The 23052-nt window shown below is 60.9% G+C and carries 18 protein-coding genes; 5 read left to right on the forward strand and 13 right to left on the reverse strand.

Going from position 1 to position 23052, the window contains the following annotated elements:
- Nucleotides 1-17: 17 nt before the first annotated feature.
- From icmH to MRBLPB4O_RS13215, 11 genes are all read right to left on the reverse strand, one after another.
- Nucleotides 18-734: a type IVB secretion system protein IcmH/DotU gene (icmH, locus tag MRBLPB4O_RS13165; protein ID WP_341798778.1), complete on the reverse strand. Its 717-nt coding sequence runs from the start codon at nucleotides 732-734 to the stop codon at nucleotides 18-20.
- Nucleotides 731-2074 (reverse strand): type VI secretion system baseplate subunit TssK, encoded by a 1344-nt coding sequence (gene tssK / locus MRBLPB4O_RS13170; protein WP_341798779.1) that lies wholly within the window; start codon nucleotides 2072-2074, stop codon nucleotides 731-733. Before tssK ends, icmH begins: the two co-directional genes overlap by 4 nt.
- Nucleotides 2071-2793, reverse strand: a complete 723-nt coding sequence (gene tssJ / locus MRBLPB4O_RS13175; RefSeq protein WP_138737720.1) for a type VI secretion system lipoprotein TssJ — start codon at nucleotides 2791-2793, stop codon at nucleotides 2071-2073. The genes tssK and tssJ overlap by 4 nt, the downstream gene beginning before the upstream one ends.
- 24 nt (nucleotides 2794-2817) lie before the next feature.
- Nucleotides 2818-5415: a type VI secretion system ATPase TssH gene (tssH, locus tag MRBLPB4O_RS13180; protein ID WP_341798780.1), complete on the reverse strand. Its 2598-nt coding sequence runs from the start codon at nucleotides 5413-5415 to the stop codon at nucleotides 2818-2820.
- Nucleotides 5412-6482 (reverse strand): type VI secretion system baseplate subunit TssG, encoded by a 1071-nt coding sequence (tssG, locus tag MRBLPB4O_RS13185; RefSeq protein WP_341798781.1) that lies wholly within the window; start codon nucleotides 6480-6482, stop codon nucleotides 5412-5414. The genes tssH and tssG overlap by 4 nt, the downstream gene beginning before the upstream one ends.
- Nucleotides 6446-8266: a type VI secretion system baseplate subunit TssF gene (gene tssF, locus MRBLPB4O_RS13190; protein ID WP_341798782.1), complete on the reverse strand. Its 1821-nt coding sequence runs from the start codon at nucleotides 8264-8266 to the stop codon at nucleotides 6446-6448. Before tssF ends, tssG begins: the two co-directional genes overlap by 37 nt.
- Complete coding sequence (gene tssE / locus MRBLPB4O_RS13195) at nucleotides 8266-8748, reverse strand: type VI secretion system baseplate subunit TssE (protein ID WP_028613918.1); 483 nt, start codon at nucleotides 8746-8748, stop codon at nucleotides 8266-8268. Before tssE ends, tssF begins: the two co-directional genes overlap by 1 nt.
- A gap of 26 nt (nucleotides 8749-8774) precedes the next feature.
- A complete protein-coding gene (gene tssC / locus MRBLPB4O_RS13200; protein WP_341798783.1) occupies nucleotides 8775-10277 on the reverse strand; it encodes a type VI secretion system contractile sheath large subunit in 1503 nt (500 codons plus the stop codon).
- Nucleotides 10278-10291: 14 nt separating this feature from the next.
- The gene (gene tssB / locus MRBLPB4O_RS13205; RefSeq protein WP_012272397.1) at nucleotides 10292-10831 is read right to left on the reverse strand and encodes a type VI secretion system contractile sheath small subunit; all 540 of its coding nucleotides are present in this window, start codon (nucleotides 10829-10831) and stop codon (nucleotides 10292-10294) included.
- A 64-nt stretch (nucleotides 10832-10895) separates the two neighbouring features.
- On the reverse strand, nucleotides 10896-11645 hold the full coding sequence (locus MRBLPB4O_RS13210) for a hypothetical protein (protein ID WP_341798784.1): 750 nt from the start codon (nucleotides 11643-11645) through the stop codon (nucleotides 10896-10898).
- 532 nt (nucleotides 11646-12177) lie between these two features.
- Nucleotides 12178-12729, reverse strand: a complete 552-nt coding sequence (locus MRBLPB4O_RS13215) for a hypothetical protein (protein ID WP_341798785.1) — start codon at nucleotides 12727-12729, stop codon at nucleotides 12178-12180.
- On the opposite strand from MRBLPB4O_RS13215, the gene tri1 reads away from it, so the two are divergent.
- A complete protein-coding gene (gene tri1 / locus MRBLPB4O_RS13220) occupies nucleotides 12718-13740 on the forward strand; it encodes an ADP-ribosylarginine hydrolase Tri1 (protein WP_341798786.1) in 1023 nt (340 codons plus the stop codon). The genes MRBLPB4O_RS13215 and tri1 overlap by 12 nt on opposite strands.
- A 286-nt stretch (nucleotides 13741-14026) precedes the next feature.
- Here the strand turns inward: tri1 and MRBLPB4O_RS13225 are convergent, their stop codons facing one another.
- Both MRBLPB4O_RS13225 and MRBLPB4O_RS13230 read right to left on the reverse strand, forming a co-directional pair.
- Entirely contained in the window at nucleotides 14027-14515 is a 489-nt protein-coding gene (locus tag MRBLPB4O_RS13225; RefSeq protein ID WP_341798787.1) for a hypothetical protein, read from the reverse strand.
- Between the two features lie 71 nt (nucleotides 14516-14586).
- Complete coding sequence (locus tag MRBLPB4O_RS13230) at nucleotides 14587-15612, reverse strand: hypothetical protein (RefSeq protein ID WP_341798788.1); 1026 nt, start codon at nucleotides 15610-15612, stop codon at nucleotides 14587-14589.
- A 267-nt stretch (nucleotides 15613-15879) separates the two neighbouring features.
- Between MRBLPB4O_RS13230 and tssI the strand changes: the two genes are divergently transcribed.
- From tssI to MRBLPB4O_RS13250, 4 genes are read left to right on the forward strand one after another with little or no spacing between them, the layout of a single operon-like run.
- Entirely contained in the window at nucleotides 15880-17733 is a 1854-nt protein-coding gene (gene tssI / locus MRBLPB4O_RS13235; RefSeq protein ID WP_028613922.1) for a type VI secretion system tip protein TssI/VgrG, read from the forward strand.
- Between the two features lie 10 nt (nucleotides 17734-17743).
- On the forward strand, nucleotides 17744-18328 hold the full coding sequence (locus MRBLPB4O_RS13240; RefSeq protein WP_341798789.1) for a DcrB-related protein: 585 nt from the start codon (nucleotides 17744-17746) through the stop codon (nucleotides 18326-18328).
- A gap of 33 nt (nucleotides 18329-18361) precedes the next feature.
- Entirely contained in the window at nucleotides 18362-18826 is a 465-nt protein-coding gene (locus MRBLPB4O_RS13245) for a DUF1795 domain-containing protein (RefSeq protein WP_341798790.1), read from the forward strand.
- Nucleotides 18827-18832: 6 nt separating this feature from the next.
- Entirely contained in the window at nucleotides 18833-23050 is a 4218-nt protein-coding gene (locus MRBLPB4O_RS13250) for an RHS repeat-associated core domain-containing protein (protein WP_341798791.1), read from the forward strand.
- Nucleotides 23051-23052: the final 2 nt, after the last annotated feature.

Consider the following 23052-nt stretch of genomic DNA (forward strand, 5'->3'; position numbering starts at 1 on the left):
GGCTACCTAACGTGTGCTCAGGCACTGAACAGCTGGCGGATTTGTTCGGACAGGGCGGCGACGTCCTTGTCCAGCAACCAGTCGAGCGTGAGGTACACGGCGATGCAGACCAGCGCGATCAGCGCCAGATACACCCACAGCGGCACTTCATGGCGCAGCATCTGCGACACCTGGTCGGGCAGGGCCCAGTCCGGTGACAGGGCTTTGGGCGCCTTGCGGTAACGGGCGATATCCTGGCCCAAGGTATTGGCCAGGTAACGCAGCTGGTCTTTCTGGCCGAGGCTGAACTTGCCCTCGAAGCCCAGGGCCAGGCACAGGTGGTAGACCTCGAGCACGTCGATGTTCTGCTTGACGTCGGCACGTAGCGCATCCACTTTCTCGAAGAAGCCTTCACCGGCCAGGTGCACGCCGAAATAGCGGAACTGCAACGGCTGCAGTTCAAAGTGCCGGCGCAGTTCGTTGTCGCCTGAGCGCAGTACGCTTTCGTCGAGGAAAGCGCACAGTGCGTATTGGGTGTCCTTGACCTGCTCGACGCTGTAGTTGGCGGCGCGGGCATCACGCTCCAGGTTGTTGAAAAAGCGCTCGACGCTGCCCTCGAAAGCCTGCACCGAGGTGACCTGCCGCCCGCGACGCACGATCAGCGCCATGCTGATGAAGTCCTGGACCAGGTCCTTGAGTGTCGGTTTGTCATTGGCGGCCGCGACGGCGCCCTGTTGCAATACGGCTTCGGTCATTTGAGCACCGCCATCAGTTCGAGCTTGAGGTTGGTAAAGGCGCTGGGCGCATAGAAGCAGATAGCCTGGGCATTGATCATTCGCTCATACACATTGCCGTGCGGCTCGATGGCGAAGTACTGGTTGTCCAGGCGTACCGGAATCGCGTTCGGCAGCCGGGCGGCATGATTGAGGGTGACACCAGGCATGGCGCTGTTGACCACCACTTCGATGTCTTCCGGTGAGCCGACCTTGAACGCCCGGGGCACCAGCTCCAGCAGGCTGGCGCCGGGCATGTCGGCGTGCACGGCAATATAGAAGTCCGCCTCGGCCAGGCGTGGATCATGCAACTGGCCTTGCCAATGCGACGGTTTGGTCTGGGTAAGGTTGATGACGATACATTGGTTGGGCACGACGTTGTCGAGCATTACCCGGATCATCTCGTCCAGTTTCACCAATGATGCTGCAGGGTCTTGATGGTCGTACTCAGGGATATCGCTTAACTGAGTGTCCAGGGTGAAGGTCAGCAGCCCGCCAGCCAGGTCGGCGAGGAACAGGTACAGGCGCTCCGGGTGCAGGCGCGGGTGAGCCAGCAGATGAGCTAACTGCGGGTGGGCACGGTTGACCGTGTTCAACAACCAGAACAGGGTGACGTCGCTGGACCCGAACTCGGCGATCTGGTCGGCGCGCTCACGTCGCCGGCCGGACAGTGCCTTGCTTTTGGCCTGCAGGGCGCCGAGCAGGCGCTTGCCGAGGCCGACGATGGTTTCGTGGCTACCCAGGTGCAGGGTAGGGTGGACGAAATGCGGGTCAATATTGAAGCCGCCCATGCTGTTGCGGGTCAGCTTGGCCAATGGACAATGGGTGTAACCGTCGAGGCTGTCACCGTCGACCAGCATTACCACGTTCAGGCGCAGGCTGGTGATTTCGTTCTCCAGTTCGCCTTCGTTAAGGTCTGGCAGGGTGTCGAACTGTTTGCGAAAACGCCGCGCAGCCTTGTGTTCGTGGCCATCTTCGACGTAATTGAGGCCAAAGGGCTCAGGCAGCTTGAGTGCAGCATAGACTTTGAGGTCATTGGCCTTGAGCAGGTCTTTGAGGTCGCGTGCGGCAGGCAGCGGGTCGTGCTGCGGAGCGTCGTACAGGCTGCCATCTGGGAACACCAGCTTCAGGCGTTTGAGCTGCAGCGTACCGTTGGCCAGGGCGTCCTCGTCGACCTGCAGCGCCTGTACCCCCCAATGGAAAGGGGTACTGCGCAGGGTCGCCTCAGCCAACTGGTGCTGGTGGAACTCGTCCTGGTACTGGAAGTGCTGGGGCAGCAGGAACATGCCTTCCGACCACATCACCCGGCTCTGCTTGCTCATTTGACGCTATCCACTAAAGAGTTGAAGGTTGAATCCATGGCGTTGCTGGCCGACTGGCCTGCGGCGTCGGAGGCTTTTTCGATAACTGCGCCCTGCACCTTGTCCGTCAGGGTCGGGTCAGCGTCGTTGGCCTTTTGCGCAGCCGCGAGCTGGTCGGCGGTGGGTGGTTTGTTCAGCACATCCACGCCACGCATGGCGCTGATTTCAGTCTTGTCCACCAGTACCCGCAGGCCGTCGGAGGAGAACCAGATGCCGTCCTTGCGCAGCGAGTTGGCGTCGAAAGCGACTTTCCAGCGCGCGCCTTGTTCATCGCGGAAGAACGCCGCCACACCAACGTAGCGAGCATTCTTGGCCAGCGGCCATTGGTCGATCTGGCCGATGCCCGGCAGCAGGGTGATCTCGCGTGCTTCCACCAGGGTGTTGCCCAGTGCCTTTTGCGGGGTATCCCACAGGGTCTCGGCATCGGTCGCGGCGAAGCGCTCGAGGTCCGTCAGCTGGTACACGCGCATCACCACCGACAGTGGCTTGCCCTCGGCATCAGGGTTGAGCTGGTTGCCGCCGTCAGAGGTCAGGATGACCTTTTCGCTGTCGGCCAGCATGTCGGCAGCCCAGCTGTCCTCCATGCGTTTGCCGATTCGGTCGGTAACCCCACACCCGGCCAGCGCCAGCAGCAGGGCGGCGGTGGTCAGGCGTTTGAGGGCTGTGTGCTTGCGTTGCATGACGGCTAAACCTCCGGTCGTTGATCAGGCCAGGCGATAGGCGAAGTCGCCATCGCTGCCCAATTCGATCACCAGGCGTTCGATGGGCGTGTCCTGGGCCATGCGTTCGAGCACGCGCTGGGCGAGTTCGGGCATCAAGGTCTGGGACAGAATGTTGTCGATATTGCGCGCACCGCTGTCGACCTCGGTGCAGCGCGCAGCAATGGCTTTGACCAGCGCCTCGTCGTAGCTCAGTTCGGCCTGGTGGTTGCGGGCGAAGCGCTTGGCGATGCGCGCGAGCTTGAGGGCGACGATGCGCTCCAGGATCTGGTCCTGCACCGGGTAGAACGGCACGATGCTCAGGCGGCCAAGGAAGGCCGGCTTGAACACATGATTGAGTTCGTCGCGCAGGCCTTCGACGATGGCCTGCGGCGTGGGCAGCTCGGTGGCATTCAGGCAGGTCTGCATGATGCGCTCGGTGCCAGTGTTGGAGGTGAGGATGATCACCGTGTTGCGGAAATTGATTTCGCGGCCTTCACCGTCGTCCAGTACGCCCTTGTCGAATACCTGGAAGAACAGTTCGAGCACGTCCGGGTGGGCTTTTTCAACCTCGTCGAGCAGCACCACGCTGTACGGTTTGCGGCGCACCGCCTCGGTCAGCACGCCGCCTTCGCCATAGCCGACGTAGCCGGGTGGCGAGCCCTTGAGGCTCGACACGGTGTGAGCCTCCTGGTATTCGGACATGTTGATGGTGATCAGGTTGCGCTCGCCGCCGTACAGGGTATCGGCCAGGGCCAGGGCGGTTTCGGTCTTGCCGACGCCGCTGGGGCCGAGCAGCAGGAACACACCGATCGGCTTGTTCGGGTCTTCCATGCGCGCCCGGGAAATCTTGATGCGCTTGCCGATTTCGTGCAGGGCATGGTCCTGGCCCAGCACGCGCTCGCCGAGCAGGGCGGGCAGGCGCTGTACGGTGTCGATTTCGTCACGCAGCATCTTGCCCAGCGGGATGCCGGTCCAGCCGCTGATGACCTGGGCGATGGCGCCGCTGTCGACCAGCGCGTGCACCAGTGGCTGGTCGCCTTGTACGCGAACCAGTTCGGCGCGCAGGCTATTGAGCTGCCCGGCATCGGCGTCGTTGGCGGCATCCAGCGCCTTGAGCTGTTCGACCAGCGCCAGCTCTTGCTGCCACTGCTCGTTCAATTGCTGTTCCTGCTGCTGTTTGGCCTGCAGGCTGGCCTGCAGCTCACCCAGGCGGCGGGCATGGTCGTGGCCCTTGCCGGCTTCGTGGCCAAGCACGTCAATTTCTGCCTGCAGGTTGTCGATCTGTCGACGGCAGTCTTCCAGCAAGCCAGGCTGCGACGATTGTGCCAGGGCAATGCGCGCACAGGCGGTGTCGAGCACGCTGACCGCTTTGTCAGGCAGTTGGCGCCCGGTGATGTAGCGGCTGGACAGGCGCACCGCCTGCACCAGCGCTTCGTCCATCACCGCCACCTTGTGGTGCTCGCGCATCTTGCCCAGCAGCCCGCGCAACATGTGAATGGCCTTGTCCTCGTCAGGCTCTTCGACCTTTACCACCTGGAAGCGGCGGGCGAGGGCGGCGTCCTTCTCGAAGTACTTCTTGTATTCGGCCCAGGTGGTGGCGGCGATGGTGCGCAGTTCGCCACGCGCCAACGCCGGCTTGAGCAGGTTGGCAGCGTCGTTCTGCCCGGCCTGGCCGCCAGAGCCGATCAGGGTGTGGGCTTCGTCGATGAACAGGATGATCGGGTGCAGGCTGCGTTTGACCTCTTCGATGACCGCCTTCAGGCGGTTTTCGAACTCACCCTTTACCCCGGCGCCGGCTTGCAGCAGGCCAAGGTCGAGGGTATGCACGGCAACGTTCTTGAGCACAGCTGGCACGTCGCCCTGGGCGATGCGCAGGGCCAGGCCTTCGACCACGGCGGTTTTGCCCACGCCGGCTTCACCGGTGAGAATCGGGTTGTTCTGCCGGCGGCGGGTGAGGATGTCGACCATCTGCCGCACTTCGAACTCACGGCCCAGCACTGGGTCGATGCGGCCTTCGCGTGCACTTTGGGTGAGGTTGACGGTGTACTGGTCCAGCGCAGGGGTCTTGCCGCCTGCCTTGCTGCTGTTGGCCACCGGTGCCGCCGGGCTGGCCAGGGCGCTTGCCTGGCGGGATTCGGCGCTGCCTTCGACGAGCGCGGCGAGGTTCAGGCGCAAGTCGTTGGCATTGATTTTTTCCAGCTCCGGCGCCGAGGCAACGACCACCCGGCGCAGTTCGGCGTCGTCGAGCAGGGCTTGCAGCAGGTGGCCGCTGCGCACCTGGCCGACGCCATACTCGATCGACGCCAGCAGCCAGGCCTGCTCGATCATGCGGGTAATGTGCGGCGACAGCGCCGGGGTGCGGGTATTGCCTTTCTTGAACGTGCCCAGGGCGGTGACCAGCTGCGCCTGCAGGCGCTCGGCGACCACCTCATAGTGGCGCAGGATCGGGGCCAGGTCATTGTCACCGGTGTCGAGCAACTGCAGCAGCAGGTGTTCCACCTCGACATCGTAGTGGTGCTCTGACAGGCAAAGGGCCGCTGCGCTTTCGGTGGCCGTGCGGCTGGTTTCGTTGAGCTTGGCGAACAGCGACTTCAGGTTCACAAGGCGACCCCATCGTAAGGAATTTGGAAAACGGCGCAACGCGAAGGCTCCGCGTCACGGCCAGGGCGTTTGAGCCAGCCGAGCCAGCCCAACGCGACATTGCCGTTGCGGCCGAGCCGGGCGCACGGTACCGCCTCGCGCTTGAGGCGCGGGGCGATTTCAAAGTCCAGGCCGGCACCTATATAGAAGCGCACCAGCTCGACCAGTTTGCGATAGCACTCGGTACCAGGCTGGAAGCGCTGGTAATCGGCCAGGCTCAGTGGGCCCAGCTCAATGCGAATGCACGATTGGTAGTCCCACACCCGCTTGCCAGCAACGGCGCTGTGGCCAAGCTGGGCGTTGCGCCGGCCAAGCTGGGTGCGCTGCTCAGGCGGCAGGTGCAACCAGCGCCCGGCAAACTGCTTGACGTGGATCGGCAGCGAGAAATAGAAGCCGAGCATGCGCTCGAGGTTCAGCGCATTGCGCGGCTTCTGGCTGAGCAGGCCGGCAAAATAGCTGAACAGCTCCCGACGCAATGCTGACGGTTGTTCTTCAAACTTGAGCTTCTGCGCCCGCGGGCCGAGGCCCACCAGGTTGAGCAGGTAGCCATCGAAGCCCGAGCTGCCAGTGCGCTCGTGCTCGATATGGAATTTGTATTTTTGCCAGGCCTCGTAGAACAGCGTGGTCATGCGGTGCGAGAAAATGTCGAGAAAGGCATGAGCGGCATCGTCTCGAAACTGCACATGGCGCTCAAGCAGCAACTCGGTGTACGGACGCGGCAGCACGCCTGAAGGCCCGACCAGGCCCATGAAGGTAACCTGCACTTCCGACAGTGGCAGGCCGGCCGGCGAGACCTTGCCTGCGTGCTCGAAGTGCAGGTCGCTGACTTCGCTGGCCGGAAACGCCAGCGACAGCTGGGTGCGGAAACGCAGCGGATCTTCGTGGGGCCGGGTTGCCAGGTCCATGCGCCCGGTGCGGCTGTAGTGCAGGCGGAGCAGGCGCACCAATTGAAAGAATTCGAATCGGTGCGGCTCGGCTCGGGCCTGATCGATCAGACCAGGGGCTGATCGCCAGTACGTGCTGGCCATTGGACGACTCTCTTTTCTCGTTGTTGGGTGCGCAGGGTCAGTTGCGTGAAGCTGTTCATCGAGCAGTACTGGCCGAAGAAGTGGTCCAGCACCATGCCGAACAGGAACACGCCACTGCCGGTGAATTGGTGCTCGTCGAGGGTGAGGGTAATGCCCACGCCCCGCACGAAGTTCGGCCGCGGATGGCCGATACGCGCAACTACCGGCTCGCTGTTGATGGCCTTGATGCCGTTGATCTGTTTGCGGATGGCCGAGACGTTGCGGTAGTTGTAAAGCGACAACAGCTCCAGCAGCACTTCACGGCCTTGGCTGACCAGTGACATATGGTTCAGCGACAGGTGCGCGATCAGGCGCCATATCAAGCCTTTGCCCAATGGCACGCGCACCGTGGCGGTGGGCTTGCGCAGGCAACGGATATCCTTGATTACCGAGTTGGCGGGAATGTTGAAATCGCCACGCTCGCCGCCGAACGGGAGCATGAGCGGCACATCGCGGTTGCTGCAGGTGAGGGCGATGCTGAGGGTGTCGCTGCTGGCGCTGATCAGCTCCAGGTCGCGGTCGACCACGCGAATGCTCATGGCAGTGGCGTCACCCTGGGCGCGCCGCCGGGCAACCCAGAAGCTGCTGTGCGGGTCTTGCTCGCCTCGCGGCTCGAAAAACGGCTGGCAAGTGGCAACCTGGTCGGTGCCCCCCAGTTTACGAACCCGACGCACACGGTCTATGGATACCACTTCTGCTGCGTTGTGCAGCCGGGTGTCCGGGGTGACCGGATACTCGTGCTGGGTGTGGGTCAGTTTGATCGGCTCGGCTTGCTGGCGGAACAGGTTGATGATGGGCGTGCAGTTGAGCTTGAAGTTGTTGCGCCCGATATTCTGGGTCAACCGCGCCAGTCGCTCGCCAAGGTCGTAGTCGGAAAAATAGAAATTGATGTCGACCTGCTCGATGGCCTTGCCCTGCAGAATGCGGGCAAAGCCACTGAGGTCGAAGAACATGAACTTGTCGGGGAACGTGAAATATTCGTGCAGCAGCCGGTAACCAAGGAACGAGCGCTCCGAGTAGTCAACCAGCCCTTCGTCGCGGGCATAGCCTACGGCCTTGAGGGCATCGACGGGCAGTGCGACCTCACGGCTGCGGCCCTCGTCGTTGAAGCTCAAGGTCGCCTTGGCCAGGTTATTGAACAGCAATTCGTAAAGGTGCAGCATGAGCGTTGCTTCGCCGTCGAGGAAAAACCGCAGGCGGTCCATTTGCATCTGCCCGAACAGAGCATCGCCGGTGGCTGCAAGGCGGATACGCAGGTGTGCGACCAGGTCGGCACTGTGGCCGTTGAAGGCCGAACGTTCCATTTCGACGAACGAGGCCTGTTGCACGGCAATCGGCCACAGCTCTACCGGGTAGCACGTGCGGAACTTGCACACCACGCCCTCTATGGCGTTGGCATGCATCTCGGTATGGCGCGCCACCCGGTACGCTTCGGAGACTTTCTCGTGCCTGCCCAGGCTCAGCTCGGCAATCGACATCGAGGGGGTAGGGCGCAGGTAATGCGGGTACAGCACCTCAAGGAAGGATTCGACGATTTCCGGAAACTCGTCATCGAGCTTCTTGTGCACCCGCGCAGAAAGGAACGAGAACGCCTCGATCAGGCGCTCGGTGTGCGGGTCTTCGCAGTTGTCGCCCTCGATCAGCAAGCGCGAAGCGATTTTCGGGTACTGCGCGGCAAACTCCTGGCCGAGGAAGCGCAGGTGCGACAGTTCCTTTTCATAGTAGGGCAGCAGTTCGTCGAGCATCAGTTGAGGTTCTGCACTTTGTATTCCTGGGTGTTGACCTGCAGCACGGCGTCGAAAGAGACCTGGCGGCTGATGTCCTGCAGACGCAATACGGCGTCCACGCGGAAGGTCAACATGCGGTGGCCATTCTGCTGGGCCAACAGCTGCACACGGACCCGGCGGAAACGCCGGTCTCCGGTACTGATCGCCCGCTCCAGCTGTTGCTGGATCAGGCGGCGGTCATGTGGGTCGAGCACGCTGCGGCTGATGAAGTCGGGCATGCCGTATTCAAGGATGGAACCACCGAGCTGGCTGAAGCCGTCGAGCTCTTCGGCGACCAGGGACTGGCGGGTATTCACCAGCACCTCAAGGTCACGGACGATGCTGGCCTTGTACTCGGCCAGCGAGCAGGTGCGCTGCGCGGCCGGCTCGGCCGACTGGAACGGACGGTCGTCCAGCAGTCGGTCGAGCAGCGAGGGCAGCAGGCGGGCCTGGTTACTCATGTGTCATCCCTGTACACACCGGCTTGTCAGCCGCGCGCCCCTTGAGGCAGTTCGGCGACCAGGCGCAGCGAGGCGGTCAGTTCGTCGAGCTGGTAGTGCGGGCGCAGGTAGGTTACAGCCTTGTACACGCCTGGCTTGCCTGGTACCTCGAACACCTCGGCGCGGGCTTCGCGCAGCGGGAACTTGGCCTTGGCCTCCTGGCTGGCGGTGTCGTCCAGCAGCACATAGCTGGCCAGCCACTGGTTGAGGAAACGCTCCACGTCCATGCGCGAGGCGAAGCTGCCGATCTTGTCGCGCATTATTGCCTTCATGTAATGGGCGATGCGCGACGTGGCGAAGATGTACTGCAGCTGGGCCGACAGGCGTGCGTTGGCGTTGGCGATGTCGGTGTTGTATTGCTTTTGCTTCTGCGCCGACTGGGTGCCGAAGAACGCGGCGTAGTCGGTGCCCTTGCAGTGCACCAGGGGAATGAAGCCCAGGTCCGACAGCTCTTTTTCGCGGCGGTCGGTGATGGCGATCTCGGTCGGGCACTTGAGGGCGATTTCGCCGTCGTCGGTCTTGAAGGTATGGGTTGGCAAGCCTTCGACCAGGCCGCCACCTTCTACGCCGCGGATGGCCACGCACCAGCCGTAGCGGGCGAAAGCATCGGTGACGCGGGTGCCGAGGGCATAGGCGGCGTTCATCCACAGGTACTTGTTGTGGTCGCGGCCGTCGACGCTTTCGACGAAGTTGAATTCTTCCACCGGCGTGGTATCAGGGCCATATGGCAGGCGGCCGAGCACGTGGGGCAGGGTGAGGCCGACGTAGCGTGAGTCTTCCGAGGCGCGGAACGACTTCCACTTGGCGTATTCGACGGTGTCGAAGAGATTTGCCAGGTCACGCGGGGCGGACATCTCGGTGAACGAGTCCCAGCCAAACAGCTCGGGGGAGGCGGCGGAGATGAACGGTGCATGCGCCGACGCTGCCACGTGCGAGATCTCTTCCAGCAGGTACATGTCTTCGGGGTTGCGGTTGAACTCGTAGTCACCGATCAGCATACCGAACGGCGCGCCACCGAAAGTGCCGTATTCTTCTTCGTAGACTTTCTTGAACAGCGCGCTCTGGTCGAATTCGCTGGCGGCCTTCAGGTCGCGTACCAGGTCCTTCTTCGAGGCGTTGAGCAGGTGGATCTTCAGCGTGGTGCTGGTTTCGGTCTGGTCTACCTGGTATTTCAGGCCGCGCCAGGAGGCTTCCAGCTGCTGGAACTCGCGGGCGTGCATGATCTCGTTCATCTGCTCGGAGAGCATCGAATCGATCTCGGCGATACGCGAGTCGAGCACGGCGATCAGGTCTTTGCTCGGCGTCATCTCACCTTCGAGCACCTGGTTCACCAATTCGCCAATCAGGTCGCGGGTGCGGTTGCGCTCGGTGTCGGAACGGGCCACGCGGCTTTGCGAAATGATGCTGTCCAGCAGTGAGGGCTGTGGCGCGAAGTTTTCTACTTCGACCAGTTCGCCGGCCTGTTGCGGTGCGGTTTGCTTGTCGGTCATGTTCGGGCTCCTGCTCAGGCGCGATCGCTGCTGGATGGGTCTTTCACTTCGGCTTCACGGCCGAATTCCTTGCCCAGGGTCTTGAGTTTTTCGGTGTTCTGCAGCACGTCCATCAGCAGCTCTTCGAGCTTGTCGTTGCCGCCCATCTTGTTGCGCAGGTCGGCCAGTTTGTTGCGCACTTCAAGCAGCTTGCGCAGCGGCTCGACCTGCTTGACCACGTTCTGTGGCTCGAAGTCTTCAAGGCTGTTGAAGTTCAGCTCCACGCCCAGCTGGGTGCCGTTCTTGGCCAGGGTGTTGTCGACCCGGTAGGTCAGGCGTGGCTTGATGCCCTTGAGCACACCGTTGAAGTTGTCCCGGTCGATGAAGACGAACTTGCGGTCCTTGAGCTTGGGCAGCGGCTCCAGCGGGTTGCCGGAAAAGTCGCCCAGTACGCCGACGACGAAGGGCAGCTCCTTTTTCTCGATGGCATCGCCGATGTCCACGTCGTAGGTGATATGGACCCGCGGCGCGCGGACGCGGTCGAGTTTGTGCTGGGTGCTTTCCTTCTTCGCCATCGTGTTCTCCAGTGCTAGCAGTTCGCTGCGAATCATTGCGCGGCCCGGTGTGGGGCCCTGCGGGTTACAGTCCTTCGATCGTCAGCAGCAGGCGCTGACGGATGTCGTCGTTCATTTCCAGAATGTTGTCGCGGCCCACCAGTTCTTCGAAGCTGGTGTTGCCGGCAATTTGCGTGCTGCTACGGATGACCGAATCGTCGGGAAGTTCCGAGCGCACCGGCGAGCTGATGACGCAGAACGGCAGGTCGCCAAAGCCTTTGAGGCGTTCGAAGCTCAGCCCGTAGCGCAGGCCTTCGAACAGCCGGCCCAGGCCAGGCGACTTGCTCAGGCAGTAGAACAGCACGAGGTAGTGCACCACGAAGCGGTACAGCTCGGCGCTGCTGCGGTTGTGGTCTTTGATGACATTGCGAAACCGCGCCAGGTCGAAGGCGTGGAAGCCCACTACCCAGCGGGTTGGGCTGGTGATACGGATGGTCTGGCCGCTCTGTTCGAGGACCTTGTCGTATTCCAGCGGGAACAGTTCGGGGGTGGTGCTGATCAGGTTCAGCGGTACTTCCAGCTCGGTGACCAGCTGGAACGGCGCGGCCGAGCCGATACGCTCGTAGAGTTCGACCAGGGCCTGGAAGTGGCCCTGGGTTTCGCGCCCGCTGCTGCGCTGGGCGCCTTGCAGGTATTCGCCAAACAGGGTTTGCGGACGGATCAGCGGTGCCACGGTGGCAAGGTAATCCGCCGCCTGCGCCTTCAGCGCATCGGAGATCGCCCGCGTCTGGCTACGCAGCTTGATCAGTGCTTCGACATCGAATGATTGTGTCATCGGTACATCGCGTCCATGTGCCTGCTTGATCGTCCTGAACGCCAGTGGCGTCGACCTGAAATTGAGCCATCGGCTACGGCAAATCTGAGTGCTGGCACATGAATATTGTGTTGCCAGCAATGCCGAGTAGGGCACCTCGCTGGGGAAGAAGTTCCGGCGAGCGGGGCGATTTTTTCAATGTTGTACGACGCTACGCAATAATGGCGCTGTGATATTGACAGTGGTCTTGGTCGCAGGAATTGGGGGGTTAAGCCCTAAAGACTGGGTGCGAAAGGGGCTGGGAAGAGATGAAAATCTTTGGCAAAAGTTTTTTTCAAAAAGTGAATCAGTTCTCATTTTGTGCGCTGGCCGCCTGCCCGTTGCGGGGTTGGGGAAGCGCGTCAGGATGATGGCCCTGCGACGAGTTTCGTCGCATCCAGCGGGGTAACTGTATTGTGCAAAAGCGATAGCTAGCGCGATGCTAGTAGGTGCGGGTAGGTGCGGGTAGGTGCGGGATTGCCCGCGAACACCGGCGCAGCCGGTTGCATCCAACTCAGCGACCATCGACCTGTACGCAAACGTCTCTGCCATTGATTGCCTTACATGGCCAATTGTCGTTGATGTAATGATCCGGCTTGAAGCACACGCGTTCATCGTTAACCCAGAACATCTGCCAACCGGAGCCCGAGATCCTGAGCTTCGGGCACGACCAGTAGCCCTTTGCCGAAAGCGTTGCTGTGGTCAGCGTAATCATTGTCGGTGCGACGATAACCATCAGCACAACCGTCAGTTGCAGCGAGCGTAGCTGGAACCCATGCAGCCAAGAGGTTTTCAGTGGGTCAAACTTTCGACCGGTCCATGCGGCGATCAGGCTACCAACGATCAGGCAAGGCCCTAGGGGAATGAATGCAATCATGAAGAAAGCTTTGAGCGGGGTTTCCACGACCGGCGCATTACGGTAGATCCCGCCGTAGAGGGGTACGATATCCGTCCATAAGGCGTACACCGCCAGTGCTCCCATGGCGAGCATGGACAGCATCAGACCGATGGCCGTAAGTCGGAAAAGAACAGGGGACCTTACGTAGAGTTCGGGATGGTCTTTCATGTGTGCCTGAGCATTCCCTGGCTGCCGCGGATCAAACCAGCATGGCTGGACAACAGATCCTGGACGTTATCACAGGACCAGGCACTGGACCGCGCCAAGGGCGCGCTGCTTGGCCTGGCCATCGGCGATGCGGTCGGCACCACGCTCGAGTTCCAGGCCCGCGACAGGGGCCAGGTGAGCGACATGGTCGGGGGTGGCCCGTTCAACCTTGTTGCGGGTGAGTGGACTGATGACACCAGCATGGCGCTGTGCCTGGCAGACACGTATGTGAGCAAGGGCAAGTTCGATTACGCCACCTACGCAGATGCCTTGGTCCGCTGGTACCGGCGCGGGGAAAACAGTGCCAACGGTCGTTGTTTCGATTTCGGCAATGCCACGCGCAATGCCCTTGAAGGCTGGCTGCGCGAGGGCATTACCTGGCAGGGCAACTATGACCCCTCGACGGCTGGCAATGGCTCCATCATCCGCCTTGCGCCTACGGCAATCTTCCGCCGGCACTCGCTGTCGGCAAGCTGGTGGGAAAGCGTCACGCAAAGCAGCGTGACCCACAACGCCGACGAGGCAGTGAACTGCTGTCTGCTGTTTGCGGCACAGCTGCATCTGGCGCTCAACGGTGCAGACAAGGAAGAGGCCCTGGCCCCAGCGGTGCGTTCGTTGCGGCCTCGCCCGATGATCATCAATGCGGGCGAGTACAAGCAAAAGAGCCGCGAACAGATCCGCTACTCCGGCTACGTCATTGATACCTTGGAAGCAGCACTGTGGGCCGTATGGAACACCGACAACTTCAAGGACGCGATCCTCCTGGCCGCCAACCTTGCCGATGATGCCGACAGTGTCGCTGCAACGGCAGGGCAGATTGCGGGGGCGCTCTACGGGGTATCGGGCATGCCGTCGGAGTGGGTGGCCAAGGTGGCCTGGTCGCAGCATATTCGTAGGTTGGCGAGCCGGCTGTTCGAGCTGTCGCCGCTGAGCGATGAGCTCGATGACCTTCTCTACGGCAGGCACGGATAGGGTTCAGTGATCGTCAGCGCGAGCGCTTTGTCTACATACTTGAGTGGTGTAGTAGGTTTCATGTTAATTACCTGACCTTGGTGGCTAAGGTCTCGGTTTTGTAAAGCTTCCCGATGGGGTTGATCCCTAAGTGTGTGTTTGTCCATTTAATGCCTGAGTGTGCGCAGACCGGAGGGGCGCCGCTGTACATCCCCGTCGCCCCGTCTCCAGGTCACTGCGGCTTATCAACTGCTACCTTTTCGGTTTTTCCGCCGTACTCGCTTTGAGCCTGGCCAAGGTAGGCAACTTACCGCCCATCGACCTGGACGCAAACGTCCTTGCCGTCGATAACCTTGCACGGCCAGTTGTCGTTGATGTAGTGATCCGGCTTGAAGCACACCCGGTCATCGTTGACCCAGAACAACTGCCAGGCAGAACCTGATATCAACAGTTTCGGGCAGGGCGAATAGCCTCTGGCCAGCAACGCCACGGTTGTCAGTATCATCACTGCTGGAACGACATAAATCAGTGTCTTCAGTGACAACCCGAACATCTGAGTCTGGAAACGGTGTAGCCGTGAGGCAGGAGGAGGGTCGAACTTTTTACCCGTCCAGGCGCAAATCGCGCTGCCAACCAGCAGAATGGCCAGTGCCGGCGGAGCCATGAGCAGGCCAAATGCGAGATACGGCGTCTCGACCACTGGGGCCCCGCGCAGTAGCCTGCCGTAGAGCGGGAACAGGTAGTTGAGGTACGCATAAACGGAAATGGCGCCCACCAGCAGCATTGCGGCAATCATGCCAACAGCCAGCAACCTGATCTTGAGAGGCGATAGCCCGGGGGATATCTGCGAAGAGTGTGTAGTCATTTTCAGAACTTGGGCAGGTTGAACGTGGGCAGCGAAGGCAATGAAGGCATCGATGGCAGGCGGGGTGCGCTTGGCCAGTTTGGCAGGTCGATCCCGTCGGGGCGCACTTTGCGGATTATCCACGACTTGGCTTCATCGTAAAGCTCGTCGGCAATTCTGCCTGCGATGTTGGTAGCCGTTTCTTCAGCATAGCGACGCAGGTCGGCTGGCTTGATCTCGGTGATGGTTTTGTGGATTGCCTCGATATGATCCACGGCATAGCGCAGGCCGGCCTTCACTGCGCTCTTGATGCCGAAGTGGTTGTCCAGTGCATTAAGCCCAAGGCCCACTGCAAAAACGACGAGCGCACCGGCGATGACCGGTGCTGCGGCTGCCGTGAACAGTGCGCCAGCAGCCAGCGCTGCGGCGTAGCCGAGCGCCGAAGCGATGCCAGCCTTGATCAACTCCACCCCAATGCCGCCAAACAGGTCGCTCATGATGTGCTCGTCGCCAAACACCCACTCTGCGACTTCGATGGCTACCGCCACATAGCACGAGAGCTTGAAACCCTTGATGGAGGAGCCGCGCACGCCGTATTTGCCGATGCCCATGCTGACCAACTTGGCGTTCTGAACACCATAGCGTGTTGCATTGAGCGTTTTGCGCAGGCCTGGGTAGCCGGTGAGAATCACGTACTGCTTACCATTGCGCACGGTGTAGCGTACTTTCGTGCCCATCCCGTTCATGTCACGAATGAAACCGACGATGTTTTTCGCGTCCCAGGCCGCCATGGCCGTAGGCACGCCCCAAGTAGTGTTGACGAAGGTGTGGGGCAGGCCATTGTAGGTGGATTTCACGCCGTTCCAGGTACCGGTCAGAAGGTCACCCTGCGTGCGAGTACACACTTGCGGAGGCTGCGTGGCGCCATGTGCCTGCTGGGCTAACTGGGCCTGTGCGTGGAAGTCTTCTATCGACATGATCACCATTTCCCGGTGATTCTGGTCCATCTCCCGGTCCAGTTGGCTGAGTTGGCTTTCGCTCACGCTCATGGCGATTCTCCCTGATAGTCGCGATCTACTGCCTCATGGCTAGGCGTAGGGAGCCTACACTCCAGACCTCCAGCAGATCAAACGGGAGGACATATTTCGATGTAATTAATCAAGAAAGTGTCGACTGATACACCGGCCCATGATGCACCAGTTGCACGCGGCTTTTGTCCTCGATGTGAGGTGTTCTGGCTTATCGCCATCATTTGACAGCCTCAGCCAAGCGCGTTTTCATTGTGAGATTTCCAGCTTGATGCAGGATGCATTGATATGATTACGGATGCCCTCGAGTCGATGCTCACCCAGCATCAACGCCTGTTCACCTTCGATTCTCCACTGCCTCCCGAGCAAGAACTGCAACTCCTAAGCTTCAGCGGCCGCGAGGCGATTTCGGAGTTGTTCAGTTTCCAGGCACACCTCATTTCGCAAGACGCTCGCATCGAACTGAAGAAGCTTATCGGCAAGAAAGTCACGTTGGGGATTGCCTTGGCCGACGGCACCACTAGGTACATCAGTGCGCACGTGTCGGACTTCGTGCACACCGGTGCTGATGGCGGCATTGCCAACTACACCGCTGAACTGGTGCCTTGGATCTGGATTCTCAGCCGTCGCCGCGACTCGCGCATCTTCCAGGACAAGACCACCGAGCAGATCGTCAAGGAAGTTTTCGATTACTACCTGTCCCTGGCCGAGCATGAGTTCCGCCTGAGCCAGCCGCTCAAGCCAATCAGCTACTGCACGCAGTATCAGGAATCGGACCTGAATTTCGTGCTGCGCCTGCTCGAGCAGGAAGGGCTGTTCTTCACCTTCGAGCACTCCCAGGAAGGCCATCGCATGATCATCAGCGATGACAGCAGCATGCTTCCGCAGCTGGAGCGCCAGCCGCTGATCCGCTACCACAGTGCTTCGGTCACCGAAACCGCCGACTCGATCACGGCGTGGTCTTCGGCGCGACGGATGCAGCCAACCCGCCTGACCCTCAAGTCCTTCGACTACAAGCAACCCGGTAACCCGCATCTGGTGCAGCTGAACTCGGTCAATCAGCAGGGCGAGGTTGGCCAGTACGAGGTCTTTGAATATGAAGGCCTCTACGGCTATGCCGATTCCGATGAAGGCATGCGCAAGGCACGTCGTCGGCTGGAGGCGATGGAGGTCGACGGCAAGACCTTCCATGGCGAGAGTAATTGCCGCGCCATGGAACCTGGCCATTACTTCGAGCTGAGCCAGCATTACGATCACGACAACGACGCCCCGGACGATCGCCAGTTTCTGCTGCTTTCCGTCACCCATTGGGGACAGAACAACTACGCCAACGATGGCGAAGCGGGCTACCGCAACAGCTTTAGCTGCATCCGCCGTAAAATCCCGTTCCGCCCCGCATTGCGCACCCCAAGGGCGGGTATCAGCGGCCCGCAGACTGCCATTGTGGTCGGTCCACACGGCGAAGAGATCTACACCGATGAGCTGGGGCGGGTGAAGTTACAGTTCCACTGGGATCGTAACGGTGAATTCAATGATCAGAGCTCCTGCTGGGTACGCGTCACCCAGTCTGGCGCCAGCGGCGGCTTCGGCAGCATCCAGATCCCACGCATAGGCGACGAAGTGGTTGTGGTGTTCCTTGACGGCAACCCCGACCGGCCGCTGATCATGGGCAGCCTGTACAACAGCACCAACACCCCGCCATGGTCGCTGCCGGCGAACAAGACCCAGAGTGGGTTCCTGACGCGTTCGATGAAGGGCGACGGCGGTACCGCCAACTTCTTCCGCTTCGAAGACAAGGCCGGCGCCGAGCAGATCATCATGCATGCCGAGCGCAACATGGATACCGAAATCGAGCTGGATGAGACCCATGATGTAGGGAACAACCGCTCGATTACGGTTGGCGGTACGCACACCGAAACGGTCAAGAAAGACACCGTGGTGCAAGTGACCGAAGGTTCTTACACCCTGCAGGTCGACAACCAGTTCATCCAGGTGGCCGCCAAGCAGCACATCATCCTGCAGGTGGGCGACAGCAGCATCACGCTGACCCCGGAAGGCATCGAGATCAAAGGCAAGGTCATCGTGACCACCAGTACCGATACTACCCAAATCACTGGCGCCGCAGTGCGGATCAACGACTGAGGCAAGGTACATGTACAAGCCCTCGATCTACGACCGCATCTCCGCCAGGCGCGAAGCGCAAGAGGAGGCAGCGCGCCTGGCCAAGCTGGCAGAAGCTGCTCATGTGCCCGAACCTGTGCCCACACCGGAACCCTTGCCGGCAGTGCTGCAGGATGTGGCCAGCGGTTTCACCTTTGCGGGTTTCAACCTGCAATTTCCAGTCGGCTTTCGTTTCCGCGATATCCAGACCACCCTCGAGCATGAAGGCGAGCCAGTCAGCCTCAGCATCCGCCGCCGTGATGTACGCGCCAGGCAGCCGCTGGAGCAACTCTTCGAGCGTGCAATCGAGGCCTTGCGCGAAATGAGCCCGCAACTGCGCGTGATTCGCAAACGTGACTGCCACTTGGCCGGTAACCCCGCCAAAGTGGTGGATTTTCACTTCAATGCCGGCCACGAGCCCCGCCATGGTCGCTTGGTCGGCGCGCTGGTGCCCATCGCCGGCAGCGAGTCACTGCAATGGCTGGATATCTCATGCGTAATCGACCCCAGCAAGCCGGGCCTGAGCCAGTGGCTGGCCGAGTTTGACCGCATGCTCGATGGCTTCGCGCTGAGCTGACCCCCATTTTTTGTTATCAGGAATTTTTATCGCATGGATTACGAGTTGCAGGAAGGCGGCATAGCGCTGCCAGCAGGGTTCGAGGACCGCACGGTCAACATGTTCGTCTTGGGTGCCAGTGTTCCCGCGCCGTTGAGCATCACCATCTCGCGTGACACCTTGCTGCCAGACGAAGCACTGCAGGCCTATGTCGATCGCCAGGTCAAGATGCTGACCTCCAAGCTGCGTGGCTACACCCGTTTGGGCAACAAGGCCGTCGCGCTTTCTGCTACTGCACCCATTGCCGGTATTCAGATCGACGCCTATTACATGAACCAAGGCCGCCCGCTTTACCAGCGCCAGGCGGCCTTCATCATCAGCCCTGGCCGTGCGCTGATCTTCTCCACCACGGCACAGGCAGATTTCAGTGCCCAACAGAACCAGGACTGGGACAACCTGCTGGCGAGCTTCATTCCGCGCACGCCCGTAAGCCGTTCCGAGCCCGGCGAACAGGAGTAACCCCTCATGTTCGAAGCGGCCAGGTTCGGCGACGAGATATCGCACACCAGCGCGTTGGGGGGCTTCCTGATTGGCGCCGCCCTGGGTATCGCACTGGTTGCCACGGTGGCCATCGCCACGTTCACCTGCGGGTTCGGCGTGGCGTTGCTGGCCGGCCTCGCAGCTGGTATTGGAGGCAGCTTGCTGACCGCTGCCGGAGAGGCGATAGGCAGTATGTTCTCGTCCCCTTCAGGGACGATAACCACTGCCTCACCCAACGTCTTCATCAACAGCCGCAAGGCTGCGCGTGTTGAAAAAAGCATTGGCGCCTGCGACAAACACCCGGGGCCGGTGCAAATTGCCGAAGGCTCGACCAATGTATTCATCAACAGCGTGGCCGCTGCGCGCAAGGGCGACAAGCTGACCTGCGGCGCGACCATTTCCGGTGGTTCGGACAACGTCATCATCGGCGGCGGCACCCACCGCTACCTGCCCGTGGACGATGAAGTCCCGGAGTGGCTGCGCACCACCGTGGATGTGCTGATGGCCATCGCCGGTGCCGCAGGCGGTATTGCCCAGCTGATCAAGGCCGGTACCCAAGCCGGCATGAAAGCCATCATGCCTTGCGCGCTGAAGTTCACTGCCGGCTTCGTCGCCGGTGAAGTGGCCAGCCGCTACGTGGTCGAACCCGTGGCCCGCAAGGCGATCGGCGGCCTGGTCGGCAACCCGGTCGACCTCACCACGGGCCGCAAGCTGATCCCCGATGAAATCGACTTCAGCCTGCCGGGCTTGATGCCGATCGAGTGGTCGCGCTTCTACGCCAGCGACCTCACGGTCGACAGCGTACTCGGCCGCGGCTGGGTGCTGCCCTGGGAGCAGAGCCTGCGCCGCGAGGGTGCATTCATCTACCTCACCGACAACCAAGGCCGCGAAGTCCCGTTCGTGACCCTGCAACCGGGCGAACGGATCTACAACCCGCATGAGCAGGTGTACCTGGTGTGCACCGAGGGTGGCCACTACATCCTGCAGACCCTCGACAACCTGTTCTTCTACTTCGGCGAAGTGCCCGACACCAATACCGAAGTGCCGCTGCAACGCATCGAGAACGCCCTCGGCCACTTCCTGCACTTCACCCGCACGCCCGACGGCACGCTGACCGACATCAGCGCCACCGGCGGCACCCGCGTGCACCTGCACTACGACAACCCGCTGGGCCGCCTGACCGACATCAAGCGCGTGGTCAACAATGAGGCGGTGGAAACGCTCACCCAGTACCGCTACGACGAACACGGCCAACTGAGCGCGGTGATCAACCGCAACGGCGACACCGTGCGCAGCTTCAGTTACGCCGACGGCCTGATGGTGACCCACAGCAACGCCCTGGGCCTGGGCTGCCACTACCGTTGGCAAACCCTGGGCGACAAGCCGCGCGTGGTCGAACACTGGACCAGTGACGGCGAGCATTACCACTTCCGCTACGACCTCGACAGCCGCACCAGCTGGGCCACCGACGTGCTCGGCCGTGAGCTGCAAGTGCAGTACAACGCCGACCACCGCGTGGTCGCCAGCCGCGACTACGGTGGCGAACGTTACGCCATCGAGCTGGACGAGCACGGCAACATGGTCGGCCTGGGCCTGCCAGACGGTAACCGGCTCGCCTTCAAGTACGATGAATACGCCCGCCTGCTGGAAGAAACCGATCCACTGGGGCGCAAGATCCAGTACGAGTACCACCACCTGACCACGCTGGTGACCAAAGTCAGCTACCCGGATGGCAGCACCTGGCAGGCGCGCTACGACGACAAGGGCAACCTGCTCGCCGAAATCGATGCCCTCGGCCAGATGACCGAGTACCTGAACAGCGATGACGGCCTGCCGCACACCATCATTGATGCGACCTACAAGTCCAAGTACCTGTGGTGGAACACCCTGGCCCAGGTCGAGCGTTATCAGGACTGCTCGGGCAAGAGCACGTACTACCGCTATGACGAGCGCCAGCACCTGGTCGCGGTAACGGACGCGCTGAACCAGACCACCACGCTGGAACGCAAGCCCGATGGCGAAGTGCAGCGCATCAGCCACCCGGACGGCACCACCGAAACCTTTACCTACAACGTCTACGGCCAGGTGCTCAGCCACACCGACGGCAAGGGCCAGACCACCCGCCTGATGCGCACCGCCCGCGGTCTGCCGGGCAGCCGCCAGGATGCCAAGGGCCAGCGGGTTCGCTACGAGTACGACAAGGCCATTCGCCTGACCGCGCTGGTCAACGAGAACAACGCCACGTACAGCTTTGCCTACGACGTGTCGGACCGGCTGAGCGAAGAAGTGCGGGTGGATAACCTGACCCGGCGCTTCAGCTACAACGTCGGTGGCCATCTCACGCGACTGGAGGAGATTGGCTATGGCGAGAATGCCGAACGGCCAGAGCGCCATACGCTGTTCGAGCGTGATGCCATTGGTCGCCTGATCGCCAAACTGAATAGCGACGCACAACAGCGATTCACCTATGACGACGGTGACCGGTTGCTGAGCATCGCGCGGCAACCGACCGGGATCGGCAAGCAGCTTGGGATCACGGAAGAAAAGCTTGAGTACGCCTACGATCTGCTCGGTCGGCTGACCAAAGAAATCAGCCCTGACGGCACGCTCGGCTACGAGTACGACCCACTCAGCAACCTGACCACGCTTACCCTGCCAGATGGGCGCAAGGTCAATCACCTGTATTACGGCAGCGGCCACCTGCACCAGTTGAACCTGGACGGGCTGGTGATCAGTGACATGGAGCGCGATGACCTGCACCGCGAGGTGTACCGCACCCAAGGCAAGCTCACCAGTTGCTTCGGTTATGACGCCATGGGGCGCAAGGCCTGGCAGTTTGCGTCAACCTTGTCGGCCGACAAGCTTTCGCAGGTGCACAACACTGGCGTGAATACGTCGCTGCTGGTGGAGCACGCCTACAACCCGATCCACCGGCGTTACCAGTACGACCCAGCCGGTGAACTGGTGCGCACCCTCGACAAGCTGCGTGGCGAGATCAAGTACGAATATGAAGCCAACGGCCAGTTGCGCAGTCGCGATACCGGCTCGCTGATCGGCAGCGAGGAGTTCCGCTACGACGCGGCGGCGAACCGTCTGGACTTCAATGCGCGGCAATTCGACAAGGTCAAGGACAACCGGATCAAACAGTGGCGGGACCAGGAGTACCGCTACGACCCGTGGGGCAACCTGATCGAGAAGCGCTCGGGGCACAGCAAGCTGCAGAGCTTTAGCTATGACTGCGAGAACCGGCTGGTGCGGGCGGAGACGTTGGTCAATGGCAAGCTGGAAAGCCGAGGCGAGTACCGGTACGACAGCCTTGGGCGGCGGGTGGCCAAGCGGGCTGAGATCAACGGTGAGGTCGAACAGAAGCGCTTCCTCTGGCAGGGGCTGAGGATGCTGCGTGAGGAGACGCCTGGGCAGAGCATCTTGTACCTGTACGAGCCGGGTAGCTATGCGCCGTTAGCGCGGGTCGATCAGGTGGAAGGGGAGGAGCAGAAGGTTTACTACTTCCATACGGATCAGATTGGGACGCCGTTGGAGCTGACGGACAGCGAGGGCAAGATTGTTTGGCAGGCGACGTATCGCTCGTGGGGGGCGGTAGAGCAACTGCTTGTTAGTAAGGTTGAGCAGAATCTACGCTTCCAAGGGCAATACTTTGATCGCGAAACAGGGCTGCATTATAGTCTATTCAGATATTATGATCCTGAGACAGGGCGATTTATTACGCAGGATCCGATAAGCCTTCAAGGCGGGTATAATCTTTATGAGTATGCACCAAATGCGTTGACCTGGATTGATCCATTAGGCTTGTGCAAAAGCGCCGCAAGTGGTGAGAAGGGACGATCAAAGGCGATGCACGACTTAGAGCGTAACGGCTTTAAGATCGTTGCCGAAGAAGTTACCATGAAGGTTAATGGAAGTAGGGTTAGAGCGGATTTCGTTGCTAGAGATGCTCAGGGGAATTTGCATGTGTTCGAAGTAAAGCATGGCGCAGGTTCGCTTACTAAAAACCAAAAAGCCGCAGGTGTATTTGACATGAACAATCCTGCAAATACTACGCAACACCTTGGGGGTGGGACTATTAAGCCATCCAACGGTACTGCGGCTAAGCTGAAAGTTGATACTAAAAGTGCGCGCGGCAAATTGCTTGGTGGTAAAGGAGCCGTGCATGATGCGATATTTAACGTCCTTAAATATGGGTGAAT

Source organism: Pseudomonas sp. LPB4.O (genome assembly GCF_038383825.1).
GTDB lineage: Bacteria > Pseudomonadota > Gammaproteobacteria > Pseudomonadales > Pseudomonadaceae > Aquipseudomonas > Aquipseudomonas putida.